The sequence below is a fragment of the Marinomonas sp. G8-14 genome (assembly GCF_055808935.1).
In genome coordinates, this window is record NZ_CM147891.1 from 1,020,207 (window position 1) to 1,043,558 (window position 23,352).

Genomic DNA, 23,352 nt, shown 5'->3' on the forward strand with positions numbered 1-23,352 from the left:
TGAAATTTGCTCAACAAACGACATATTTTCACTTTATTGATGAAATAAAATCACCATTTTTAAATGCTGTCTTTTAGGTCGGAAAAGGTTTAAAACGTCAAAAAATAACTTTTTTTATGCATAATTTTGCCATAAAGACGCTCAATTAAGAGAGTTTTCTGTGCGCAGCTGACGACAGTTTTGACCGATTGGACATATAAGTTGAAACACATCAAACATTACAAGTTTTGCCTAGCGGTTTTTAGGCGATTGTTGAAATATCACTTAGCTTTATCATCATCTTATTGTATTAATAGTAGACAATTGAATGTGCGAGGCAAAAATGACCATAAAGCAATTTTGGGTGGACCCATATCAAACTGAGTTGATGACAAGCATTACATACATTGAGCAAAACCAAGTAATGTTGGCAGAAACTATTTTCTATGCTGAGTCCGGTGGGCAGGAAAGCGACTCAGGCAGTATTGGTGGTGTTGATGTGGTTAAGGCCGAAAAGGTAGGTAGATCTATTCTTTATACCTTGGCCACACAGCCAGATTTTTGTGTTGGGCAAGCGGTGTTGGTTAAGATAGATTGGCCTCGTCGATACAGCCTAATGCGTTTACATTTTGCCGCAGAAGTTGTTTTGGAGCTGTTTTATAAATCTTTGCCTACCTTAGAAAAAATGGGCGCGCATATTTCTGAAAATAAAAGTCGTATCGACTTTGAGTGGCCAGAAAGTATTTCACCTCTTTTAGCGGACATTCAAGCTCGAGGTCCAGTCATTGATTGACGCAGACTTGCCAATTGAAAAAGATTTTTCAGATCAACCCGAAGAGCGTCGTTATTGGAAGGTTGATGGTTTTGCTCAAGTGCCTTGTGGTGGTACCCACGTGAAAAGTACGGCCGAATTAGGGGTTATTAAACTAAAACGAAAAAATGTTGGTAAGGGAAAAGAGCGAGTGGAAATTTATCTTTCTTAGATAAAGCGAAAAGATGAGATTTAATTGTGCATCAGCGTGCTGGTGGTTGTTCTTGTTGCCTAGGCTCAATAGAATCAAAAGCAAATTTATAAAAAGTAAGAAGGTTTGTATGAAAAAAGTACTTCTTAAAAAATTGCAGTCTCTTACGGCGATTCTGGTGTTGAATGCGTTGCCCGTTAGTTTTGCTCAAGCAAGTGTCGGTTATGAAGCAGAAGCGCTTAAAGCTAGAGTGTTTACTGAAGAGCGAAAAAATACGCTGAGTAGCACAAGGTCTCCTAGCAAAGATCTTAAGCAATTGTATTTAGATAATGCTCTGGTTTATGTTCAAAAGCGAACCGAACAACCAATAAGCTACCAACACCAAATGGCTCTAGCGTTAGTCGAAGAAGCGTATCAGGATGATTTTGACACTTTGCTTGATCATTATGAGCATGAGTTGGCTCAGCTTTCTCAAGGCAATGATGTTGATTTGATCGAGGCGACAAAACGCAATGTGGAAGATCAATTTTTGGCATTAAAAGCAATGCGTGATGCGAAAATTGTGGAGTTTAACCAGCAGTTTCACCTTAGTTAATCTGGTAGTTATGAGCCTGTTTATTCTTCTATGAATTTTGTATTGATCCGCCGCCAATTTGATTTCCGTGGTATTGAAATGGGGCGTTGGGTAACTCCGCAAGAAAGAGACAGAGCGGCGGTGAATTTTTATCGTGCCCTAGAAGACTTGATGGATGTGTTGCATGGACCAGAACATTTAATCTCGTTGCGTGGCACTTTAGGTCTTCAATATGGCAAAGGTGGCAGGCCAGGTGTTGCGGCGCATTATGTACCATCTACAAGACAGTTATCTCTCGCGAAAAATGCAGGTGCTGGCAGTCTGGCGCACGAATGGTTTCACGCTTTCGACCACTATATGGGCGAAAAAATGTTTCAGCACACCTTGCCTTCACAATTCGCCTCTGAAAGATGGTTGAATAATGCCACCATTCGCTTGTCTAAAAATGATCGGCCCCATCCTTTAAACGGCTTACTGGCTGATTGTTTTAAAGCCATAATGTTAAATGAGCTTGGTGATGAGCCGAGTGAGTTGTTTCAAGCATCCCGCCTTGCAGATCAAAAGCTAAAAATACTCTACTACGCCAAACCAGAAGAGATGTCAGCAAGAGCCTTCGAAGCCTTCGTTGAAGACACAAAACCTACCAGTGCCTTTTTAGTAAAAGGAAGCCGCTATTCTGAAGAAGCCAAAATGGGTCTATACCCTCAAGGCGAAGAGCGACATCGAATTAATCAAGCCTTTTATCATTATTTCAGTCTGCTTGGTCGTGGGTTGAGCAAAGAGTAATTGTCTTTTAATGTGCATTACGCATTCACGATTCACGAGACGTAAGTTGGTATTCTATTTAATAATTTAAATATTATTTTTATTAAAATTACTTTTTTGGTTTCATTGGGTTGGTGGAAAATCATCGAATAAAAAAAGGTGAATCATTGCTGATTCACCTTTTTTGTTTCTAGTGCTTTTTAGTAGTTTGAAAAATTAATCTTCGTAGCTATCAATTGGTGGGCATTCGCAGAATAGGTTGCGGTCACCGTAGACGTTGTCGATACGGCCAACGGGGGGCCAGTATTTACGTGCCTTGATCCAATTCAATGGATAAGCCGCTTCTTTACGAGAGTAAGCGTGTGTCCATTCTATATCGAGTAGGCTGTCTGCAGTATGCGGTGCGTTAACCAGTGGGTTGTCTTCTAGTGGCCATTCGCCCGCTTGCACTTTACTGATCTCTTTGCGAATCTGAATCATGGAATCACAGAAGCGATCTAGTTCTTCAAGGTTTTCCGATTCTGTTGGCTCAATCATTAACGTACCAGCAACAGGGAAAGACATGGTTGGCGCATGGAAACCAAAGTCCATTAAGCGTTTAGCAATGTCTTCTTCGCTTATGCCTGATTCGGCTTTAAGTGGGCGAATATCGATAATACACTCGTGTGCCACAGTACCGTTTTTGCCAGTGTAAAGAACCGGGTAGTGTTCACCTAGGCGTTTGGCAATGTAGTTAGCATTCAAAATGGCATTAAAAGTAGCATCACGTAAACCTTTATCGCCCATCATTTTGATGTACATCCAAGTAATTACGAGGATACTTGCACTACCGTACGGTGCCGCTGATACCGCACCGTGTTGCTCAAGCATGCCCATCACTGGAGTAACAGCGTGACCGGGTAGGAAAGGTGCAAGGTGAGATTTAACACCAATTGGTCCCATGCCAGGGCCACCGCCGCCATGCGGAATACAGAATGTTTTGTGTAGGTTTAAGTGAGAAACATCACCGCCAAATGTACCCGGAGGCGCAACACCAACTAATGCGTTTAGGTTGGCGCCATCTATGTACACTTGACCACCGAATTTGTGAACGATGTCACAGACTTCACGAATGTGTTCTTCGAATACACCGTGAGTGGATGGATAAGTTGCCATAATGCAGCTAAGTTGCGCGGCATGCTTTTCTGCTTTTTCAGCAAGATCAGCCAAATCGATGTTGCCGTTTTCATCACATTTAACAATCACAACTTTCATGCCTGCCAATGCGGCTGATGCTGGGTTGGTGCCGTGAGCAGAGCTTGGGATCAAGCATACGTCACGGTCATGGTCACCACGAGATTTGTGGTATTTATCGATCGCAATTAGACCCGCGTATTCGCCTTGCGCACCAGAGTTTGGTTGCAAAGAGACGGTGTCATAACCTGTTGCCTTAGAAAGCAGCTCAACAAGCTCCTGCAATAAGGCGTGGTAGCCAGCAACTTGATTGCTTGGTGCAAATGGGTGAATTCGTCCAAACTCAGCCCAAGTCACTGGGATCATTTCAGAGGCCGCGTTTAGCTTCATCGTGCACGATCCAAGAGGAATCATACTCTGGTTTAGTGCGATATCTTTTACTTCCAATTGGTGCATGTAGCGCATCAATTCGGTTTCGCTGTGATGGCTGTTAAATACTGGGTGAGTCAGGATGGCATCTTGACGCAGCATTGCAGCATCAAAACCATATGCCGCCTCAGTATTCGTGATGTCTTCTAATGACAGTTCTGCGCCGAAACATTCTGCCAAATCGATAAGGTCGTTTGGTGTGATGGTTTCGTTTAGCGCGACAGATACTTGGCCTTCAGACATTTTGTAGAAGTTCATTAACTTCGCCGCGCCTTTTGCCATAATACTGTCTGTTTGATCACCCGTATTGACGATGACAGTATCAAAGTAGCTTGCGTTGGTTGTAAAGCCTTGTTTGTGAATGGCGTTAGCAAAGCAATTTGTCAGTGCAGCGATGCGATTGGCAATTTTTTTAAGACCAGCAGGGCCGTGATAAACCGCATAGAAGCCAGCCATCATGGCAAGTAATGCTTGAGCAGTACAAATGTTTGATGTCGCTTTTTCGCGGCGAATATGTTGCTCGCGAGTTTGCATTGCCATACGAAGCGCTGGTTTGCCATGGCTGTCTTTAGACACGCCGATAACGCGACCTGGCATGGAGCGTTTGAACGCGTCTTTGGTTGCTAAGAAAGCCGCGTGAGGTCCGCCAAAGCCCATTGGGACGCCAAAGCGTTGTGCAGAACCAAATACAATGTCTGCGCCCATTTCGCCTGGAGATTTCAATAGAACAAGAGACAGTAAATCCACTGCAATACTCACAAGGGCATCTTGTTCGTGTGCTTGTGCGATCACGGTCGTCAAATCTGCAACGGTGCCATCAATGCCTGGGTATTGGAAAATCGCGCCAAATACATCGTGTTGTGCAAAGTTAGCGATGTCATCCACAATGACTTCTATGTCTAATAGCTCAGCACGCGTTTTAACAACGTCAATGGTTTGTGGCAAGCAGTGGCTGGCAACGAACAATGTGTCGCTCTTTTTACGGTTTGAGCGTTTCATGAGCGTCATGGCTTCGGCCGCTGCTGTGGCTTCGTCCAATAAAGAGGCATTGGATATTTCCATGCCGGTTAGATCGATAATGACTTGTTGGAAGTTTAACAGTGCTTCCAAACGACCTTGAGAAATTTCTGGTTGGTAAGGTGTGTACGCTGTGTACCAGCCAGGATTTTCTAGTAAATTTCGCAAAATAGGGGATGGCACATGCGTGTCGTGGTAACCCATGCCGATAAAAGAACGTGCCACTTTATTTTGATTGGCAATGGCTTTTAGTTGTGCAAGGGCTTCACTTTCGCTAACAGATGTAGCAGAAAGGTCTAGATTTGCTTGACGAATGGCTTCTGGAACGGTTTTTTCGATTAGTTCTGGAAGGCTGTTTATGCCGATTGTTGCCAGCATTTTGGCTTGTTCTGATTCATCAGGGCCAATATGGCGGGCAATAAATTCATCGTTATTTAACAAATCGCGGATGCACGAAGTCATGGTTCAATCACCTATTAAGATAAAAATCTGGGGGATTAGGCTCTCAATACTGAGAAGGAAGGAGAGCCTATATTTGAGACTATTCGATAGTGGCTGAATAGCCTGCAGCATCAAGTAGCTTATCAAGATCCGCTGTGTTGCTTAGCTTGATTTTGGCAATCCATGCACCTTCATAAGGCGCTTCGTTGATCAGTTCTGGCGCATCGTTTAGGGCGTCATTCACCGCAATGACTTCACCATTTACTGGGGCATAAATATCAGACGCCGCTTTAACAGATTCTACTAGAGAAAACTGCTCTGTCGCGACGACTTCTGCGCCTACTTCTGGCAACTCAACGTAAACAACGTCGCCAAGTAGGTCTTGCGCATGGTCTGTAATGCCCACAGTGACAGTGCCGTCACCGTTGTCTAAAACCCACTCATGAGAGTCTGCGTATTTTAGATTGTCTGGAATAGTGCTCATAGTATTTATGCCTCTTTAAAAAAATACCCAAGGACGTTTGTCCTTGGGTATGTGATTTTAGCGGTAAAGTGGGAAGCGTTTACAAAGCTCTTTGACTTCTGCAAGTACACGAGCTTCTACTTCAGGGTTGCCTTCAGGCATTTCAACCAAACCGTCTAGAACGTCACTGATTAGGTGGCCCACTTTTTGGAACTCTTCAATACCAAAGCCACGTGATGTTGCTGCTGGTGTACCAATACGGATACCAGAAGTGATCATTGGTTTTTCAGTGTCGAAAGGAATGCCGTTTTTGTTACAAGTGATGCCTGCGCGCTCAAGTGCCTTATCAACAACATTGCCTTTCAAGCCTTTAGGACGAAGGTCAACCAACATTAAATGGTTATCTGTTCCGCCTGTTACAATGTCGCAACCACGTTCTATCATGACAGCGGCCAAAGCTTTTGCGTTGGCAACGACTTGGTCGATGTACACTTTGAACTCAGGTTTCAGTGCTTCACCGAATGCGACTGCTTTGCCAGCGATGACGTGCATTAGCGGGCCACCTTGGTAACCTGGGAATACAGCAGAGTTGATTTTCTTGCCAAGTTCTAGGTCGTTGGAAAGAATCATGCCGCCACGAGGACCGCGCAGAGTTTTGTGCGTTGTTGTCGTAACAACGTGCGCATACGGTAGTGGAGACGGGTGAGCACCTGTTGCAACAAGGCCTGCAATGTGTGCCATGTCTACGAATAGGTAAGCACCAACTTTATCAGCAATCTCTCGGAAGCGTTTGAAATCAATAACGCGAGGGATGGCTGAGCCACCCGCGATGATCATTTTTGGCTTGCATTCTAGCGCTTGCGCTTCAATAGCATCGTAATCGATCAATAATGTTTCAGGGTTAACTTGGTACTGAACCGCATTGAACCATTTGCCAGACTGAGCTGGTGGCGCGCCATGAGTTAGGTGACCACCTGCATCCAATGACATGCCTAAAATAGTATCTCCTGGTTGAAGTAGCGCAAGCATTACAGCACCATTTGCTTGGGCGCCAGAGTGAGGCTGCACGTTTGCAAATTCACAGTTGAACAATTGTTTAGCACGATCAATGGCAAGTTGTTCAGTCACATCAACCGCTTCACAGCCACCGTAATAACGACGATTCGGATAACCTTCTGCGTATTTGTTTGTCAGAACAGAGCCTTGAGCCTCTAAAACCGCTTTTGAAGTGATGTTCTCAGAAGCAATCAATTCAATACCAGTTTCTTGACGCTCTTGTTCTTCAACGATCGTTGCAAAAAGTTCTGGGTCTCGTTCAGCGAGAGTTTGGCTGAAAAAGGCTTCGGTGTTGGCCATGGAGAAATTCCTCTTAAATAAACATGTATGCCCAAAAGACAATGAGTCTTGCGTATAATAACACTAAGGGAGTCTAAGATGATGAAAAAAGATCATCTTTCTAAGAGCGTCAGTCATTGTTTGGTTTGCGTCAATTTTGCTTATCATAATCAAAAAGTTTCCAATTGGAAACAGTAAACAGGGGGTAATTAAAAAGTTTGTTTTCAAATATATTTGACCTTTTGTTCAAGTTTTTTGTTGATATCTGTTGTATCTAATTGCAAATATTCTTTAGCAAATGGTGCTTAATGCTTGTCAAACTCGGTTTGTTTTAGATACTCTGTTTCCAATCGGAAACAGATCTAATCACAATTTTAATGAAGGTTATCGTTATGAAACGTACTGCTCTGTGTGATCTACATATTGCCTCTGGCGCTAGAATGGTTGAGTTTGCTGGCTACGAAATGCCTGTTCAATACCCGCTGGGTGTCATGAAAGAGCATTTATGGACGCGTGAAAATGCGGGTCTTTTTGATGTATCGCACATGGGGCAAGTCATTCTTCGAGGTAAAAATGTAAAGACGGCGCTTGAGTCAATTTTACCAGTGGATGTGCTAGGGCTTGCTGAGGGTATGCAGCGTTATGGCATGTTTACCACAGATGATGGTGGTATGACGGACGATTTGATGTTTGCTAATTGGGGGGCGGATGAAGTCTTCATGGTGGTGAACGCCGGCTGTAAAGAGCAAGATTTTGCTTACTTACAGGCATCTCTGGTTGATTGTGATGTTGAGGTTGTTGAAGATCGATCCTTGCTCGCTATCCAAGGGCCAAAAGCGCGTGAGGTGTTCGCTCGTATGGTTCCAGATGCGGCAACAATGACCTTTATGCAGAGTGTTAAGTTTGAATGGCAAGGTGTTGAGTTATGGGTGAGTTGTTCTGGCTATACGGGTGAAGATGGTTATGAGGTGTCGGTATCAAATGATCATGCGGAAGCTTTTGCTAATGCCTTGCTAGCGTTTGATGAAGTGGAGTGGATTGGACTTGGCGCGCGTGATTCTTTGCGTCTCGAAGCGGGCTTATGTTTGTATGGTCACGACATTGACACCACTACCACGCCAATCGAAGCCTCTCTTAATTGGGCCATTCAAAAAGTGCGCCGTTTAGAAGGTGAGCGTGCTGGAGGGTTCCCAGGTGCCGATATTATATTGCCGCAATTTACCAACAAGCCTTCAAGAAGGCGAGTGGGTTTTTTAGTTGATGGGCGCGCACCAGTTCGTGAAGGAGTTGAGATTGTTAATGCGTCAGGTGAAGTGAAGGGCACAGTGACGAGTGGCGGCTTCTCGCCAACTCTTGCTCAGCCTATTGTGATGGCGTATGTGTCGACACAGGCTTTAGACGCAGGTGAGCCTTTGTTTGCTCATGTGAGAGGGAAAAGCATTCCTCTGACGCTGACGGCAATGCCCTTTGTTGCTGCTCGTTATTACCGCGGGTAATCGTCAAAAATTTGTTTTAATGATTAGCGGCTTTCAGGGATCTTAAAAAAAGATCTTAGAAAACTCTGCTAACGGTTTATTTATTATGCGTCACGTGAAGTTTTCTCCTTTGCGTGGCGCATTTTTGTTTCTTATGTATAATTCTTCACTTTTGGAGTTCTATCGTTGGCAAGTGCAACGCAGCTTGTGGCCGCTTTTAGCGCCTGTTTCTTTTCAGGTTTCAATACTCGTCTTATTGCTGGTGCCGATGAGCCTCTTTATCTGCCGGCAAGGGCTAATGATCCTGCGATGATTTTTTTCGTTATGATTACCCATCGAGCGCTTTACATGAAGTGAGTCATTGGTGTATCGCGGGTGAAAAGAGGCGATTGCTAGAAGATTATGGCTATTGGTATGAGTCAGACACCCGTGACCTGTTAACACAACAAGAATTTGAGCGAGTGGAGGTGAAGCCGCAAGCCGTTGAGTGTGTATTGCACTGGGTTGCTGGTTTGCCTTTTCGGGTAAGCGTGGATAATTTGTCTTTGCCGGATTATGACGCAACGCATTTTGAGCAGTCAGTGATGTTGCAGGTTGGTCTATACATCCATTCTGGATTGCCAGAAAGAGCAGAAATTTTTTCGAGATATTTATTGGCCCAGCGTTGCCCTAACGTACTATTTGATGAATTTTTGAAGCGACAGTATGAAGATTATTGCAGATGAAAATATGCCAAATGTGGAAACTCTGTTTTCGCATTTAGGTACTGTGGAGTTAGTAAATGGTCGAAATTTAACTCATGGACAAGTGAAAGATGCCGATATTCTTTTAGTGCGATCTGTTACTAAGGTGACGCGTGGATTGCTGGATGGCAGTTCGGTTCGTTTTGTCGGGAGCGCTACCATTGGTGTTGATCATATAGATTTGGACTATCTGGCGCAGGCAAATATTGCGTTCAGCAGTGCGCCTGGTTGCAATGCTGAGGCGGTCGCCGACTACGTCTTTAGTGCGTTAAGTCATCTTTATATGACAAAAAAATTGCCTTGGTTGAAGCGGAAAATAGGCGTAGTTGGTTACGGCAATGTTGGTAAAACCGTGTATCAACGCTTTGCCCAAATGGGGTGTGACGTGTGTGTATATGATCCTTTGAAAGCGCAGGATCAATATGATGTTAATTTTGTTTCTTTGGCTGACATACTGACTTGTGATGTCATCTCGCTGCATGCCCCTTTGACAACATCAGGAAGCTATCCAACTAAAGACATGCTAGGCTGCGAAGAACTAAGTCAGTTGTCATCTGGTGTTGCTATTATTTCTGCAGGGCGTGGTGGTGTTATCAATGAAAGTGCATTGATTGAGCGTCATAAACAGTTGCAAGGTGATATGCATCTCGTTTTGGATGTTTGGGATGGTGAGCCCCTCATCAATCAAGAGCTTGCTTCTATCGTTGATATTGCCACACCGCATATTGCTGGATACAGCAAGCAGGGGCGTGAAAAAGGAACATGGATGGTGTATTTGGCCTTATGTAAGTATTTAAAGATTGAGGCTCCTAAGATTGTTAGGGGTGATGCCATTAGTCCGGGATGGTTTGCCTCTTTTGATCTGAGTAATCAGTTTCCTTATGAGGAGGCACTAGCTCGTTGTGTTCAGGCTGTTTATGATGTGGCCCGAGACGATGTTCGATTACGCTATAAGTACAGAGAAAACAAAGAAAGTAATGTGTTTGATTGGTTGCGTAAGAATTATGTAGAGAGAGACGAGTTTAATACTTGTTTAATAGGTTCCACTGGTGATGCATCTTCTTTGTTGGGTGCGATCGGCTTTTCAGTAAAATAATATGAGAACTAAGGTTAATGCATGGCTGGAGTAATGCAGGTCGATTTAGGTGATCTTGATGTGCCAATAGGAACCACTGTTCAGTTGGAATTTATTTCTCCACCTGGTCGCTATATGGTTAAAGTACTTGGTAGTCTTCCTGGACGATCGTTGATTTTGTCAACCCCCAAGCTGAATGGTAAAAATATCTTGGTAAGGGAGAGTCAGATTGTCAATGTTCGGCTTATGTTGAGCACTCACGTTTGCGCCTTTTCAAGTAAAGTGGCTAAGAGTTATTTGGAGCCAGCTGCGCATTTGCATATTGCGTATCCTAGTTATGTTGAGACGTCGGAAGTGCGGCAAGCGGTCCGAGTTGAGACGCGTTTAATATGCAACTTGGATCCCAATACTTCTGCTGACACAATTGCTGCTGGATCGTCGGCGATTGTTATAGATCTGAGTTTTGGTGGTGCTAAGCTAATATCAAAGGAAGATTTTGGTTCGGTAAATCAAACCATGCGCTTAGTCTGTAATGTCAAAATTGGGCCTTATAACCATATTTTAAAGTTAGATTGTGAAATTCGTTCACAAGAAATTCAGATGCTTGAGCAAGTTCAATCGGGTTTGGTCGATAATGATTTTCTAGCGCGTATGGGGGTAGAATATTTTTACGTGTATGGCGTGCGTTTTATGGACCTTGCAAAAGAGTTTGGTATTCCATTGATGGCGTTTATTTTAGAGACACAGCTCAATAAAACGAAATGAATGGTGTTTATCTCGGATAAAAATGATAAAAAACGCCAGCATGTGCTGGCGTTTTTTGTTCTAACAAGCAGGCGTTAAAGCGCTTGAAGAGCTTTGATTCTGGCCTCGATTGGCGGGTGGCTTGAGAATAGCTCGCCTAATGTTGGTGTCTTTCCACGACGAATGCCAAACGCCAACATAGAGTCAGGCATACGGCTCTCTTCATGTTCTTGTTGGAGTCGCGCCAACGCAGCGATCATTGCGCCTTTGCCAGCTAGTCTCGCGCCAGCTTCATCTGCTCTGAACTCTCTGAAGCGAGAGAACCACATGACGATCATGGAAGCTAATACACCAAAAATGATCTCAAATACAAATGTAGCGATATAGTAGCCCCAGCCAACAGAGCCTTCGTTATCATTTCGACGCAAGAACTGATCAACAGCATAGGCAGCAATACGCGCGAAGAACATAACAAACGTATTAACGACACCTTGTACAAGAGTAAGAGTGACCATGTCTCCGTTCGCTACGTGGCCAATTTCATGGCCAAGTACGGCTTTTATCTCATCTGGAGAAAAGCGATCTAACATGCCACTTGAAACAGCGACCAATGCCGCATTTTTATTCCAGCCAGTTGCAAAAGCGTTGGCCTCGTGAGCAGGAAAAATGGCGACCTCTGGCATTTGAATACCAGCTTTTTGAGATAGCTCTTTGACGGTATCTAATAACCACGCTTCTTTGTGATTACGAGGTTTCTCTATCACGACCGCTCCAGAACCGCGTTTTGCCATGAATTTGGAGAGGAATAAAGAAATGAAGCTCCCTGTGAAGCCAAAGACGGCACAGAAAATCAGTAGAGACGTAAAGTTGAGACCATTACTGGTCATATAACCGTTGACGCCTAAAAGGCTTAAGACAACTCCCGCTACCACCATGACAGCTAGGTTTGTCAGTAAGAAAAGAATAATACGCATAAGTATGCTCCTTAATAAGTTGTTAAGGAGCATAGTAGGGTTTTATTGGATTATTTCAAGATAAAACGGAGCTCTATTAACGCTTCCTTAATCGCCCTAAAAATGCGGCAAATCGGTCCATAGCTGGGGTCAGTTCTTCGACGTGGGGAAGGAAAACAAAGCGTACGTGGTCGGGTGTGGGCCAATTAAATCCCGTACCTTGAACGATGAGGACCTTTTCTTCACGTAAAAATTGAAGAACGAGATCCATGTCGTTTTTAATTTTGTACATTTTGGCGTCTAGTCTTGGAAATAAATAAAGCGCACCTTCTGGTTTGTGACAATGAACGCCAGGGATTGAATCTAGGGCCTCCCATGCTACTTTTCGTTGTTCATAGAAGCGTCCACCAGGAACGATAAGCTCGTTTATGCTTTGATACCCACCTAAAGCAGTCTGGACAGCGTGTTGAGCCGGTACGTTGGCACACAGTCTCATTGAACTAAGTATGTCTAGTCCTTCTATGTAATCAGTGATGCCGCTGCGGTCGCCAGTAATCACCATCCAGCCAGAACGGAAACCTGCCGTACGATACACTTTTGATAGGCCGCCAAAGGTGATGCAGGGGGCTCGACCTTCTGTCAACGTGGCCGTGGGTATGTGCTGTGCGTCGTCATAAAGAATTTTGTCGTATATCTCATCTGAGAAGATAAGTAGGTTGTGTTCCTCCGCCAGATTGATAATGGCCTCAAGAACGCCTTTTTCATACACTGCGCCTGTTGGGTTGTTGGGGTTGATAATAACGATGGCTTTGGTTTTATTGGATATTTTTGATTTGATGTCTTGAATGTCTGGTTGCCACCCTGAGCCTTCATCGCACATATAGTGGCGAACATATCCACCTGCTAATGTGGCGGCTGCCGTCCAAAGTGGATAGTCCGGAGCGGGAATGAGGATTTCATCGCCGTCATTTAGTAAGCCTTGCATTGCCATTACGATCAGTTCGCTGACACCATTGCCCATCCACACATAGTTGACGTCAGCAGATTTAATGCCCATGGCTTGATATTTTTGCATGACCGCTTTGCGTGCCGAATATAGCCCTTTTGATTCGGAATAGCCTTGTGCTGTAGGTAGATTACGGATGACATCGACAAGTATTTCGTCGGGGGCTTCAAAACCACATGGGGCAGGGTTGCCGATGTTAAGTTTGAGTATGCGATGGCCTTCTTCTTCCATACGCACGGCCTCTTTTAAGACTGGCCCACGAATTTCATAACATATATTGGCGAGTTTGTTTGATTTGCGAATTTGCACCACTTAATCCTTACTGAAGCTGGGTGAAAGACACTAACTCTACACTGAACTTGGGAGCATTCAAGATGGGAGGTTTGCATAGAGAGAAAAAAACTCAATATTAGGTAGGAGCAGGGGGAGAGGGTGTCGGCTTTCTGTATTAGACTAGAAAGCCGACTTTTAGACTATTTTAACAAAGTAATGATGTTTGGGTCACTTAAGAGGCGTGTTACTGTTTGGCTTGCCAATTCATTCATGTCGTCTTCAATGGCTTGTTGATAAGGCATGGTTCCATATTCTCTAACTTTTTCAGAGCCATAGTTTGCTTTATAGGTTTGACCTTTAGCTGCTAATGTTGTTTTTAGTTCAAATTCTAACGTAGCAACCGTTTTTAATGCTTCAACTTTTGTGGTGTAGCTCATTTTGCTGATTTCTATTTGTAAATCAGCCGCTGGCATGACGCCTTGTTCTGGCGTGAAGCCCATTTCTCGTAAGCCACTCAAAACACTATCTCGCACACTTTGCTTTATGTCGTTCGTAGTGAATATATCTGCTCGCTCATTTATTCCGGTTTTAATAGAGCCGACAGCATTGCTTAGTCTAGTACTGGTGGAGACATTGATAACTCGCTCATTAGATAGTGCGATGGTCTTTACATCCGCCTGTGGTGTGATGCTTATATAGTGGGTTGTAGAGCAGCCTGCTAACAAAAGCGTTGATAGGGATAAGGTTAAAAAAAGTTGTTTATTTAGCATAATAGCTCCGATCAGATTGATTTCTAAAGCGACTTTTTATCTAAGTTGCTTAAATTAATGAAAAAAACTGTTGATTTTAAGATTGGTAACAGTAATATACGCACCCGCTCACACAGCAAGATTGTAACGATGTCCCATTCGTCTAGAGGCCTAGGACACCGCCCTTTCACGGCGGTAACAGGGGTTCGAACCCCCTATGGGACGCCATCTTCTAAATCAGTTGGCGTATAGTTTACATAAAATTAATGCGAAGTGAGAGTGTTAATTGCGGGAATAGCTCAGTGGTAGAGCACAACCTTGCCAAGGTTGGGGTCGCGAGTTCGAGCCTCGTTTCCCGCTCCATCATCATTGTTAGCGATAGCAGGGTGATTTGTTTACAGTTTTGTCAAAACTGATTTTGTCCCATTCGTCTAGAGGCCTAGGACACCGCCCTTTCACGGCGGTAACAGGGGTTCGAACCCCCTATGGGACGCCAATTTTTAAAGATTGCCTTTGTTTGCAAAGGGATCAAACATCGCTTGAATAGAGTAGAGCGGTTAGTAATGCGGGAATAGCTCAGTGGTAGAGCACAACCTTGCCAAGGTTGGGGTCGCGAGTTCGAGCCTCGTTTCCCGCTCCATCATCATTGTTAGCGATAGCAGGGTGATTTGTTTACAGTTTTGTCAAAACTGATTGTGTCCCATTCGTCTAGAGGCCTAGGACACCGCCCTTTCACGGCGGTAACAGGGGTTCGAACCCCCTATGGGACGCCACTTTTTTAAAGATTGCCTTTGTTTGCAAAGGGATCGAACATCGCTTGAATAGAGTAGAGCGGTTAGTAATGCGGGAATAGCTCAGTGGTAGAGCACAACCTTGCCAAGGTTGGGGTCGCGAGTTCGAGCCTCGTTTCCCGCTCCATCATCATTGTTAGCGATAGCAGGGTGATTTGTTTACAGTTTTGTCAAAACTGATTGTGTCCCATTCGTCTAGAGGCCTAGGACACCGCCCTTTCACGGCGGTAACAGGGGTTCGAACCCCCTATGGGACGCCAATTTTTAAAGATTGCCTTTGTTTGCAAAGGGATCAAACATCGCTTGAATAGAGTAGAGCGGTTAGTAATGCGGGAATAGCTCAGTGGTAGAGCACAACCTTGCCAAGGTTGGGGTCGCGAGTTCGAGCCTCGTTTCCCGCTCCATCATCGTTGTTAGCGATAGCAGGGTGATTTGTTTACAGTTTTGTCAAAACTGATTGTGTCCCATTCGTCTAGAGGCCTAGGACACCGCCCTTTCACGGCGGTAACAGGGGTTCGAACCCCCTATGGGACGCCACTTTTATTTTAGATAAAAGTATTGTTAGTGATTTTGAATGTATTAAAGTTTATGTCCCATTCGTCTAGAGGCCTAGGACACCGCCCTTTCACGGCGGTAACAGGGGTTCGAACCCCCTATGGGACGCCACTTTTACCTTTTATAGGGTAACTATGTTGCTGAGAAATGTTCAGCAATAGCAATGCGGGAATAGCTCAGTGGTAGAGCACAACCTTGCCAAGGTTGGGGTCGCGAGTTCGAGCCTCGTTTCCCGCTCCACTTTCTTTTAAGAAGAAAGTTTTTATATGTCCCATTCGTCTAGAGGCCTAGGACACCGCCCTTTCACGGCGGTAACAGGGGTTCGAACCCCCTATGGGACGCCATCCTTTTTTGCGCTATCATAGCTAACCTTCATTTTTGAGTTTTTAGCAATGACTTGGTTTGTCAATTACAGATTAGACAATTTTATTTCCGTTGCTGATCGTGGTTTGGCTTATGGCGATGGCGTATTTGAAACGATTCGTGTTTTTCCTCTGTATTTTCTGCACATCGAAGATCATCTTGCTCGCTTGTATCGTGGGCTTTCTAAGCTTGCTATGCCTTTAACATTAGAGCAGAAGCATAATCTGTATGCGTTTTTGTATTCGGATGTTTTACCCTTAATCCATGAAGAGTCTGTGGTAAAAATTATTGTGAGTCGAGGTGAGGGTGGAAGAGGTTATTTAGCCCCAAAGCAATGCATTCACTCCATCATTATTGGTATTCTTCCTGCACCGAATTACCAACCTCAACGTGATAAAGGCATCTCGCTTTCCGTTTCTCCTGTAACTATAAGCTCTAATCGTTATCTTGCTGGAATAAAACACTTAAACAGGCTCGAAAATGTGGTCGCTAAGCAATTTTTGACATTAGATGATTTTGAATCGATCATGATGAATGATAAGCAGCAATTGGTTGAATGTATTCAAAGTAATCTTTTTTGGTGTAAGCAAGGGGTTTTATATACTCCTTCACTGGCGCTATCGGGAGTGCAAGGTACTTATCGTAAAGCCATTATAGCGAATCAATTTAACTACATGATTCAAATTGGTCACTTTGAGCTTGGGGATCTAATGTCCGCAGATGAAGTCTTTATTACGAATAGTCTGATGGGTATAGTGCCTGTCATCCGTGTTTCAGGAGAATCTTTTCCAATTGGTTTTCATACTCGTAAGTTACAAACTTTAATGCAAGCTAAGGATATGCATGGCGTTCAATAAATGGTTCAAGCGTGCTAAACGATTACATCGAGTGAAAAAATCCTATCGCTCTAGAAAGTCTTATCGTGCTAAAAAATCTTATCTTGCAAGATGGTCTTATCGTAATAAATGGTTCTATCGCGTTGTTTTTTAAGTATTGTTGTCACCGCTATTGCTGCAGGTCATCTGTACCAGTCAATTACGTCAACTATTTCATTAGATTCTGTTGAAACATTTGAGGTGAGTAAAGGCGATACCGCATACAGTTTGGGCGTCAAGTTGAGCGAAAAAGGTTGGATTGAGTACCCTTTTTTGACGCGTATTGTCGCAAGGTTAGAGCCTGAATGGGTCCCTAAGGTCGGTAAATATGCGATTGAGCCAACTATGAATTTATTGGATGTCATGGCTCTGTTTGATTCTGGTCAATCTATCTTTTACTCCATAACGTTATTGGAGGGTAAAACAACACAAGACTTCCTTTCTGCTATGGCAGCGCGCGGTAATATCACAATGACGCTAACCGGTATGTCGAATCAAGAAATTGCTAAGGCATTAGGGCTTGCATTTCCACATTCTGAAGGGCAATTTTTTGCTAATACGTATCGTTATCATGAAGGTGATACTGACGCTAGCATCCTTAAGCATGCGAATGATCTTTTAGTGCAAACGTTAGCTGACTTATGGGAGAGTAAAGTCCCTGATTTGCCATATAAATCGCCTTATGAGGCATTGATTATGGCGTCAATTATTGAAAAAGAAACAGGAGTCCCAGTGGAGCGCCCATTGATTGCCCGTGTTTTTATAAGTCGATTAGAAAAGGGGATGCGTTTACAAACGGACCCTACGGTAATTTATGGTCTTGGTGATCTATTTAAAGGCAACTTAACTCGTAAAGGTTTGCAGCATTCCTCCCCTTATAACACCTACAGGGTTTATGGATTGCCGCCTACTCCTATTGCGAACGTGGGACGTGAAGCCATTGCTGCCGCCCTTAATCCAGGAAAAACCGATGCACTGTATTTTGTTGCAAAGGGGGATGGTACCCATGCTTTTTCTAAAACCCTAAGTGAACACAATAAAGCGGTAAGAGAGTTTCAATTCAAGCGTCGAGAGGATTACCGTTCGACTCCAGTAATTGCGAAATAGAGGAGTGTTTGTATGAGAGGTAAATTTATTTCGCTTGAGGGTGGGGAAGGCAGCGGTAAAACAACTGCAATGCATTTTATCCGTGAGTGGCTAGAAGCACATAATGTTCCTTATATTATGACTCGTGAGCCAGGTGGAACGCCTCTAGCAGAAGACATTAGACAATTAATTCTAAGTCCTAGAGATGAGAAGGTGAATGATACCACGGAGCTATTGTTGGTTTTTGCGGCTCGTGCTCAGCACTTGGCTGAAAAAATACAGCCGGCTTTAGAAAAAGGCGTCTGGGTAATCAGTGATCGGTTCTTAGATTCCAGCTATGTTTATCAAGGTAAAGCCCGTGGTGGCGACATGGCGATGTTAGATCTTTTAGCTAACTGGGTGGTGGGCGACAATAAACCGGATGCGACCTTATTGTTAGATGTGCCTGTAGACTTGGGGCAAACGCGTGTTATACAGCGTCAACATCAAGATCGCTTGGATAAGGAGTCACTTGCCTTTCATCAAAAAGTCCGAGATGGCTTTCTTGAGCGTGCTAGTATGGATCCAAAGAGAATCAAAATTATTGATGCCAGCTTATCTTTACCCTTGGTACAACAACAAATAGAAGATCAACTATTGCGGTTAAGTGAAGCCTGGTCTGGTGCCGTCTAGATGTCAAATATTGCTCACTGGTTAATGCCTTGCTTGCAGCAAGTTCAAGTTTTAAAAAAGACCAATAGCCTATCGCATGCTTTATTAATAATGGGGGCTGATGGCGTAGGCCAAGAAGAGCTTGCCCGTGAGATGGTCAAAGACCTGATGTGTGAGCTTGATCAGGCAGCGGCATGTGGACAGTGTCATTCTTGTCAATTAATGCGTGCCGACACCCATCCTGATTTTCGTGTGTTGGATGGAGAGATTGGCAGTATTAAAGTAGACCAAGTACGTTTGCTGGTGCGACAAATAAGTCAAAAGCCTCAAGTAGGGCAAAATAAGGTTGTGCTCATTACTCACGCGCAAGCAATGAATATTAATGCCGCGAATGCCGTTTTGAAAGCGTTAGAAGAGCCAGCAGCACGAACGTATTTTGTGCTAACCAGTTCACAATCTACGAGTCTTTTACCAACAATTCGCAGTCGTTGTTTGTTGGTGAATGTCCCAACGCCAAACATTCAAGAAGTAAAGCAATGGCTTCTACAGCAGCCAGATGGAGAGGCGCTCAGCTCTCTTTTTTGGTTAACGACCCAGCCATTTCGTTTATTATCAATTCAACAGCAAGGCAAACTGTCATTGTATGCCAATTTGCCAAATCAATTGTCCGCTATGCTGCAGGGGACGGCTTCCATCAGCGACGTTTTAAAAGGTTTGGATAGCAATAATATTGAAGATTATTGCAATGGTTTGGCGGCGATACTGCATCAATGTATTTGCCACTCTACCGGTGCTCCGTTAGACGCAGCCTTGCAAGATATTTACATGGCATTAATCACACGTTTAGGCATTCATTCCTTGATGATGCGCTATCAAGCTTTACAAAAACTTAAGTCAGATCTTCAAAAAACCAATTTAAACCCCATAATGCAACTCACACATGAATTGAATCAATGGTAACCCAACTATGTTAATTGATACCCATTGCCATCTCGATATGCTGGATTTGGCACCTTACGACCACAAGATAAAAGCAGCCATTGATGCGGCGTATCATAAAGGCGTCAGACAATTACTGACCATTAGTGTTGATCTAAATAAAATGGATACCGTTCTCAGCTTTACTAAGCGTGCAGGCATTTATGCCAGTTGTGGTGTTCACCCTCTGCAAAGTGATGGGCTACTTACTGATGATGTTTTATTGCGTCAATATGCTAATGATCCAAAGGTCATTGCAATCGGCGAAACGGGCTTAGACTATTTTTATGAAGCGTCAGAACAGGCACATGATGCTCAAAAAGTCAGTTTCATCCATCACCTTCAAACGGCCGGTGAATTGGGACTGCCAGTCATAGTGCATACTCGTAATGCTAAACAAGACACTTTGTCGTTGATTCGACAATACGGTAATTCAGCTACCGCTGGTGTATTGCATTGTTTCACTGAAGACTACGAGATGGCCAAAGCGGCGTTAGATGAAAACTATTTGATTTCTATCTCTGGAATCGTCACTTTTAAAGCGGCTGATGAATTAAAGGAAACAGTCCGTAAGCTTCCTCTAGACGCGTTGATCATTGAAACCGATTCGCCTTATTTGGCTCCCGTGCCTTTTCGAGGTAAAAAAAATGAACCTAAGTATGTATCGGAAGTCGCTCAATACGTTGCTGACTTGAAAGGCATTCGATATGAAGCTTTATTAGAAGCCACGGCTGCGAACTTTCATCGTGTGTTCAGTAAAGTAAATCCTCAGCATCAAATACAGCTTGATGAGAATTCATGACATGCTTGTTGATTATTCATTCTGTTTTTTGTTAAGAACCACGATGATATTCATCTTGCGTATAGGCGAAGTGTCGTCAGAGTGTTAGTCTCAACGTATTGTATTCACTTAACATATTTGAAAGAAGAGTCTTATTCTTTCGCAGGCTTCACCTATAAAAAGCTTGTCAAACAAAAGGAAATCCATTGATGTCGAACATGGTTACCTCTCTACCGTATCACGCTCTTTCAGCCAAAGTGCCTTCAGACCATCTGAACTTCAAGACGTTAAATGACATTGAGCCACTTAATGGCATTTTAGGTCAAGAGCGTGCGGTTGAAGCAATTCAGTTTGGCGTGGCAATGCAACGTCCAGGTTACAATATTTTCGCCATGGGCGATTCGGGTACGGGTCGTTCGTCTTATGTGATGAGTTATCTTAGAAGCGAAGCGAAGCGTCGCCCGGCACCAAATGAGTGGGCCTATGTTAACAACTTTACAGAAAGCCATCGTCCTAAAGCGATCGAGTTTGCTCCTGGTCAAGCGTCTGAGTTTGAAAAAGAGATTAGGGCTTTAATTGATGGCTTGATGGCCACATTTCCTGCGGCCTTTGAAAACCCTTCTTATCAGCAACAAAAAAGTGTTATTGACCGTGCCTTTAATGACCAATACGAAGCGGCGATTAACAAAGTCGAACGTGTCTCGGGCAAAATTGGCGTGGCCATGTTCCGCGATGCTTCTTCAGTGAGTTTTGCCCCTATGAAAGAGGGTAAAGCATTAGAGGAAAATGAATTTGCTTCTTTGACTGATGATGAGCGTGATGCGTTTCAAGAAGGCGTCTCAACGCTTGAGGGTCTGTTGAACGAAGAACTATTGGGGTTGCCTCAATGGAAACGTGCGACTTATGAGACTCATTCGTCAGCTTAACCTAGATACGGTAAAAGAAGCACTTGACCCATTGATGTCTGGTTTGTTCGATAAATACCAAGATAATGCGGATATCAGTGCTTATCTAACCGCACTTAGAGAAGATCTAGACAAAACCATTATTGATCAGATGGCGGATGATAAAGCGTCTGAAAATCGTGACGAAGTAGGGCGTCGGCAGTTTTATGAAGAGCTTTATCTGCCGAATATTGCGATTACTCATAAACCAAATGGCGGGCAGCCAGTAGTCTATGAGCCTCATCCGACTTATCGTAATTTGTTTGGGCAAGTGGAGCACAGTAGCGATCAAGGCATGTTAGTTACTAACTATCGCTTGATTCGATCCGGTAGTTTGCATGCCGCCAATGGCGGTTATTTGATTTTGGACGCCGAAAAGTTATTGACAGACCATTATCTATGGGAAGCGCTAAAACGTGCCTTGAAAAGTAAAACCATCAAAATAGAGCACCCTTACGCAGACATGGGCTTGATGAATACTATGACCTTGTCGCCACAGAATTTGCCTTTACAGGTAAAAGTTGTGCTGATTGGTGCCCGTGATATTTATTACTTATTACAAGACGCAGACCCTGATTTTCAAGAAATGTTTCGTGTTCTAGTGGACTTTGACGATACGTTAAAGCGTTCAAAAGAATCTGAATTATCGTTTGCTCGTCTTATGAAAGATCGTGTAGACAAAGAAGAGTACGCCAATGTAACCCGCGATGGCGTTGCAGCGTTAATTGAATACAGCAGTCGATTGGCTGAACATCAAAGAGAGATGGCGGCAAAAATAGGTGATGTGTTTGAGTTATTGGGTGAAGCGGACTTTGTTCGTCAGATGGCGAAAGACAATGAAATCACGGCAGACCATATTGCTAGAGCACTAAAAGCCAAAAAACATCGCACCGGTCGTGTGAGCGAAAAGATCATCGAAGAGATTATTGAAGGGACTGTTTTATTAGAAAGCGATGGTTACGCTGTAGGTAAAATCAATGGCTTAACTGTGATGCAAATTGGCGACAGTAGCTTTGGTGCACCAGCGCGAATCTCAACCACGGTTTATCCTGGCGGAAAGGGGATTATCGATATAGAGCGAGAGTCAAATCTCGGTCAAAATATTCACTCCAAAGGCGTTTTGATTCTATCTGGATACCTTGGCAACAAATACGCTCAGCGTTTTCCTCTCGACATTTCCGCGTCAATTGCCATGGAGCAAAGTTATGGGTATGTGGATGGAGACAGTGCATCCACGGCAGAGCTTTGTTGCCTGCTGTCTGCATTAATTCAAGTGCCACTGCGTCAAGACCTTGCCATCACGGGATCATTAAACCAATACGGCGAAGTGCAAGCTATTGGTGGGGTGAATGAAAAAATTGAAGGTTTCTTTAGTGTTTGTAATGCTCGCGGTTTAACTGGGACGCAAGGGGTTATCATTCCTAAATCAAATGCCATTAATTTAATGCTAAGTGATGATATCGTTGACGCTGTTAAGGCGGGTCAATTTCATGTTTATGCGATTTCAACTGCTGACGAAGCCTTGCATCTTTTGACGGGAATCGAAGCGGGTACTGTCAACGAAGAAGGTGACTATCCAGAGGGGACTATCTCAGCCCGAGTGATTCAACGACTTGAAGAGATCTCTAAGCTTGGCGAAGAGGAGGATGAAGACGAAGAGGATGAAGAGGATTCAGAGGAAAATGCGGGGGATAAAAATAAAAAATCAGACAAACCAAAAAAGCCCGAGAAAGTGAAAAAATAACGAATGAATCAAAAAACTAATGCTTGCCATTGGTTCTTTTGATGATCTTAGGCTCGCATTTAGCATTGACTAGCGAATACACGGTGTAATAGAGGTCGTCTGCTTTGACATAAACATAGCTGGCGACTTCTTTGCGTTTGCTGGGTAAGTGATTTTTCAATACCCGTGCGGTTTTGAATGTTTTGCCGCCTAGGTATTTCTGTGCATTTTTATTCGCTTCTATTTTTGCGTCAAAGTCTGAGCACTCTGCAAATGTTAGGCTGCTTAAAAAAAGCCCACTAAAGTGAGTAATGTGTATTTGATTTTTAAAATAACCAACTCCTATGTGGCCTGCTGTTATTCATAAGCCTGAATAATACGCTAGACTATCGTTACAATAAAGTTGATGTTTTTTTTCAGAGAATGCTATTTTAAACAAAGCTTTGTTT

Annotated in this window: 20 protein-coding genes, 12 tRNA genes and 1 pseudogene; 27 read left to right on the plus strand and 6 right to left on the minus strand. The window is 43.7% G+C overall.

Features of this window, described 5'->3' with window-relative positions:
* Positions 1-322 precede the first annotated feature (322 nt).
* From AC0L6V_RS05085 to AC0L6V_RS05100, 4 genes are all read left to right on the plus strand, one after another.
* Positions 323-772: an alanine--tRNA ligase-related protein gene (locus AC0L6V_RS05085; RefSeq protein ID WP_418138817.1), complete on the plus strand. Its 450-nt coding sequence runs from the start codon at positions 323-325 to the stop codon at positions 770-772.
* Positions 765-962: an alanyl-tRNA editing protein gene (locus tag AC0L6V_RS05090; RefSeq protein WP_265216632.1), complete on the plus strand. Its 198-nt coding sequence runs from the start codon at positions 765-767 to the stop codon at positions 960-962. The genes AC0L6V_RS05085 and AC0L6V_RS05090 overlap by 8 nt, the downstream gene beginning before the upstream one ends.
* A 109-nt stretch (positions 963-1,071) precedes the next feature.
* On the plus strand, positions 1,072-1,536 hold the full coding sequence (locus AC0L6V_RS05095; protein WP_265216633.1) for a hypothetical protein: 465 nt from the start codon (positions 1,072-1,074) through the stop codon (positions 1,534-1,536).
* 30 nt (positions 1,537-1,566) lie between these two features.
* The gene (locus AC0L6V_RS05100) at positions 1,567-2,301 is read left to right on the plus strand and encodes a CLCA_X family protein (RefSeq protein ID WP_265216634.1); all 735 of its coding nucleotides are present in this window, start codon (positions 1,567-1,569) and stop codon (positions 2,299-2,301) included.
* 195 nt (positions 2,302-2,496) lie between these two features.
* Here AC0L6V_RS05100 and gcvP read toward each other — a convergent pair whose 3' ends face one another.
* From gcvP to glyA, 3 genes are all read right to left on the minus strand, one after another.
* Positions 2,497-5,361, minus strand: a complete 2,865-nt coding sequence (gene gcvP, locus AC0L6V_RS05105; RefSeq protein WP_409419476.1) for an aminomethyl-transferring glycine dehydrogenase — start codon at positions 5,359-5,361, stop codon at positions 2,497-2,499.
* A 79-nt stretch (positions 5,362-5,440) separates the two neighbouring features.
* Positions 5,441-5,824 (minus strand): glycine cleavage system protein GcvH, encoded by a 384-nt coding sequence (gene gcvH, locus AC0L6V_RS05110; protein WP_111607518.1) that lies wholly within the window; start codon positions 5,822-5,824, stop codon positions 5,441-5,443.
* A gap of 57 nt (positions 5,825-5,881) precedes the next feature.
* Entirely contained in the window at positions 5,882-7,159 is a 1,278-nt protein-coding gene (gene glyA / locus AC0L6V_RS05115) for a serine hydroxymethyltransferase (protein ID WP_265216635.1), read from the minus strand.
* 371 nt (positions 7,160-7,530) lie between these two features.
* Between glyA and gcvT the strand changes: the two genes are divergently transcribed.
* The 4 genes and pseudogenes from gcvT to AC0L6V_RS05135 all read left to right on the plus strand — a co-directional run bounded on the left by gcvT (position 7,531) and on the right by AC0L6V_RS05135 (position 11,196).
* Complete coding sequence (gene gcvT, locus AC0L6V_RS05120) at positions 7,531-8,634, plus strand: glycine cleavage system aminomethyltransferase GcvT (protein ID WP_409419477.1); 1,104 nt, start codon at positions 7,531-7,533, stop codon at positions 8,632-8,634.
* Positions 8,635-8,820: 186 nt separating this feature from the next.
* Positions 8,821-9,338 (plus strand): annotated as a pseudogene (locus AC0L6V_RS05125) (elongation factor P hydroxylase).
* Positions 9,319-10,452: a 4-phosphoerythronate dehydrogenase gene (locus tag AC0L6V_RS05130; protein WP_265216637.1), complete on the plus strand. Its 1,134-nt coding sequence runs from the start codon at positions 9,319-9,321 to the stop codon at positions 10,450-10,452. The pseudogene AC0L6V_RS05125 and the gene AC0L6V_RS05130 overlap by 20 nt, the downstream one beginning before the upstream one ends.
* A gap of 21 nt (positions 10,453-10,473) precedes the next feature.
* Positions 10,474-11,196 carry a flagellar brake protein gene (locus AC0L6V_RS05135; RefSeq protein ID WP_418138818.1) on the plus strand — a complete coding sequence of 241 codons (723 nt, stop codon included), beginning with the start codon at positions 10,474-10,476 and terminating at the stop codon, positions 11,194-11,196.
* A gap of 74 nt (positions 11,197-11,270) precedes the next feature.
* On the opposite strand, the gene htpX is transcribed toward AC0L6V_RS05135, so the two are convergent.
* From htpX to AC0L6V_RS05150, 3 genes are all read right to left on the minus strand, one after another.
* The gene (gene htpX / locus AC0L6V_RS05140; protein ID WP_265216641.1) at positions 11,271-12,149 is read right to left on the minus strand and encodes a protease HtpX; all 879 of its coding nucleotides are present in this window, start codon (positions 12,147-12,149) and stop codon (positions 11,271-11,273) included.
* A 76-nt stretch (positions 12,150-12,225) separates the two neighbouring features.
* Complete coding sequence (locus tag AC0L6V_RS05145; protein ID WP_409419479.1) at positions 12,226-13,443, minus strand: pyridoxal phosphate-dependent aminotransferase; 1,218 nt, start codon at positions 13,441-13,443, stop codon at positions 12,226-12,228.
* 164 nt (positions 13,444-13,607) lie between these two features.
* The gene (locus tag AC0L6V_RS05150; protein WP_111607510.1) at positions 13,608-14,177 is read right to left on the minus strand and encodes a YajG family lipoprotein; all 570 of its coding nucleotides are present in this window, start codon (positions 14,175-14,177) and stop codon (positions 13,608-13,610) included.
* A gap of 131 nt (positions 14,178-14,308) precedes the next feature.
* Between AC0L6V_RS05150 and AC0L6V_RS05155 the strand changes: the two genes are divergently transcribed.
* The 19 genes from AC0L6V_RS05155 (at position 14,309) to AC0L6V_RS05245 (ending at position 22,924) form a co-directional block, all read left to right on the plus strand.
* Positions 14,309-14,384, plus strand: a tRNA-Glu gene (locus tag AC0L6V_RS05155).
* Between the two features lie 60 nt (positions 14,385-14,444).
* Positions 14,445-14,519, plus strand: a tRNA-Gly gene (locus AC0L6V_RS05160).
* Between the two features lie 57 nt (positions 14,520-14,576).
* Positions 14,577-14,652: transfer RNA gene (locus AC0L6V_RS05165), tRNA-Glu, on the plus strand.
* Between the two features lie 69 nt (positions 14,653-14,721).
* Positions 14,722-14,796, plus strand: a tRNA-Gly gene (locus tag AC0L6V_RS05170).
* A gap of 57 nt (positions 14,797-14,853) precedes the next feature.
* A tRNA-Glu gene (locus AC0L6V_RS05175) sits at positions 14,854-14,929 on the plus strand.
* A gap of 70 nt (positions 14,930-14,999) precedes the next feature.
* A tRNA-Gly gene (locus AC0L6V_RS05180) sits at positions 15,000-15,074 on the plus strand.
* A 57-nt stretch (positions 15,075-15,131) separates the two neighbouring features.
* Positions 15,132-15,207 (plus strand) — tRNA-Glu (locus tag AC0L6V_RS05185).
* 69 nt (positions 15,208-15,276) lie between these two features.
* A tRNA-Gly gene (locus AC0L6V_RS05190) sits at positions 15,277-15,351 on the plus strand.
* A gap of 57 nt (positions 15,352-15,408) precedes the next feature.
* Positions 15,409-15,484, plus strand: a tRNA-Glu gene (locus AC0L6V_RS05195).
* Between the two features lie 53 nt (positions 15,485-15,537).
* Positions 15,538-15,613 (plus strand) — tRNA-Glu (locus tag AC0L6V_RS05200).
* Positions 15,614-15,667: 54 nt separating this feature from the next.
* A tRNA-Gly gene (locus AC0L6V_RS05205) sits at positions 15,668-15,742 on the plus strand.
* Between the two features lie 28 nt (positions 15,743-15,770).
* Positions 15,771-15,846: transfer RNA gene (locus AC0L6V_RS05210), tRNA-Glu, on the plus strand.
* A gap of 48 nt (positions 15,847-15,894) precedes the next feature.
* The gene (gene pabC / locus AC0L6V_RS05215) at positions 15,895-16,722 is read left to right on the plus strand and encodes an aminodeoxychorismate lyase (RefSeq protein ID WP_265216643.1); all 828 of its coding nucleotides are present in this window, start codon (positions 15,895-15,897) and stop codon (positions 16,720-16,722) included.
* 108 nt (positions 16,723-16,830) lie between these two features.
* On the plus strand, positions 16,831-17,847 hold the full coding sequence (gene mltG / locus AC0L6V_RS05220) for an endolytic transglycosylase MltG (protein WP_418138819.1): 1,017 nt from the start codon (positions 16,831-16,833) through the stop codon (positions 17,845-17,847).
* A gap of 12 nt (positions 17,848-17,859) precedes the next feature.
* Positions 17,860-18,498 (plus strand): dTMP kinase, encoded by a 639-nt coding sequence (gene tmk, locus AC0L6V_RS05225; RefSeq protein ID WP_265216646.1) that lies wholly within the window; start codon positions 17,860-17,862, stop codon positions 18,496-18,498.
* The gene (gene holB, locus AC0L6V_RS05230) at positions 18,499-19,437 is read left to right on the plus strand and encodes a DNA polymerase III subunit delta' (protein WP_265216647.1); all 939 of its coding nucleotides are present in this window, start codon (positions 18,499-18,501) and stop codon (positions 19,435-19,437) included.
* Between the two features lie 7 nt (positions 19,438-19,444).
* A complete protein-coding gene (locus tag AC0L6V_RS05235) occupies positions 19,445-20,257 on the plus strand; it encodes a TatD family hydrolase (protein WP_265216648.1) in 813 nt (270 codons plus the stop codon).
* A gap of 188 nt (positions 20,258-20,445) precedes the next feature.
* Complete coding sequence (locus tag AC0L6V_RS05240) at positions 20,446-21,162, plus strand: Lon-like protease helical domain-containing protein (RefSeq protein WP_473482768.1); 717 nt, start codon at positions 20,446-20,448, stop codon at positions 21,160-21,162.
* Positions 21,140-22,924, plus strand: coding sequence for a Lon protease family protein (locus AC0L6V_RS05245; protein ID WP_428981141.1), 1,785 nt, complete (start codon positions 21,140-21,142; stop codon positions 22,922-22,924). The genes AC0L6V_RS05240 and AC0L6V_RS05245 overlap by 23 nt, the downstream gene beginning before the upstream one ends.
* The last annotated feature ends 428 nt before the right edge of the window (positions 22,925-23,352 follow it).

Bases quoted from the DNA above. Each gene is read 5' to 3' on its own strand.
- AC0L6V_RS05085 (WP_418138817.1), top strand. From the start codon at position 323: ATGACCATAAAGCAATTTTGGGTGGACCCATATCAAACTGAGTTGATG.
- AC0L6V_RS05095 (WP_265216633.1), top strand. From the start codon at position 1,072: ATGAAAAAAGTACTTCTTAAAAAATTGCAGTCTCTTACGGCGATTCTG.
- AC0L6V_RS05100 (WP_265216634.1), top strand. From the start codon at position 1,567: ATGAATTTTGTATTGATCCGCCGCCAATTTGATTTCCGTGGTATTGAA.
- gcvP (WP_409419476.1), bottom strand. From the start codon at position 5,361: ATGACTTCGTGCATCCGCGATTTGTTAAATAACGATGAATTTATTGCC.
- gcvH (WP_111607518.1), bottom strand. From the start codon at position 5,824: ATGAGCACTATTCCAGACAATCTAAAATACGCAGACTCTCATGAGTGG.
- glyA (WP_265216635.1), bottom strand. From the start codon at position 7,159: ATGGCCAACACCGAAGCCTTTTTCAGCCAAACTCTCGCTGAACGAGAC.
- gcvT (WP_409419477.1), top strand. From the start codon at position 7,531: ATGAAACGTACTGCTCTGTGTGATCTACATATTGCCTCTGGCGCTAGA.
- AC0L6V_RS05130 (WP_265216637.1), top strand. From the start codon at position 9,319: ATGAAGATTATTGCAGATGAAAATATGCCAAATGTGGAAACTCTGTTT.
- AC0L6V_RS05135 (WP_418138818.1), top strand. From the start codon at position 10,474: ATGGCTGGAGTAATGCAGGTCGATTTAGGTGATCTTGATGTGCCAATA.
- htpX (WP_265216641.1), bottom strand. From the start codon at position 12,149: ATGCGTATTATTCTTTTCTTACTGACAAACCTAGCTGTCATGGTGGTA.
- AC0L6V_RS05150 (WP_111607510.1), bottom strand. From the start codon at position 14,177: ATGCTAAATAAACAACTTTTTTTAACCTTATCCCTATCAACGCTTTTG.
- pabC (WP_265216643.1), top strand. From the start codon at position 15,895: ATGACTTGGTTTGTCAATTACAGATTAGACAATTTTATTTCCGTTGCT.
- mltG (WP_418138819.1), top strand. From the start codon at position 16,831: ATGGTTCTATCGCGTTGTTTTTTAAGTATTGTTGTCACCGCTATTGCT.
- tmk (WP_265216646.1), top strand. From the start codon at position 17,860: ATGAGAGGTAAATTTATTTCGCTTGAGGGTGGGGAAGGCAGCGGTAAA.
- holB (WP_265216647.1), top strand. From the start codon at position 18,499: ATGTCAAATATTGCTCACTGGTTAATGCCTTGCTTGCAGCAAGTTCAA.
- AC0L6V_RS05235 (WP_265216648.1), top strand. From the start codon at position 19,445: ATGTTAATTGATACCCATTGCCATCTCGATATGCTGGATTTGGCACCT.
- AC0L6V_RS05240 (WP_473482768.1), top strand. From the start codon at position 20,446: ATGTCGAACATGGTTACCTCTCTACCGTATCACGCTCTTTCAGCCAAA.
- AC0L6V_RS05245 (WP_428981141.1), top strand. From the start codon at position 21,140: ATGAGACTCATTCGTCAGCTTAACCTAGATACGGTAAAAGAAGCACTT.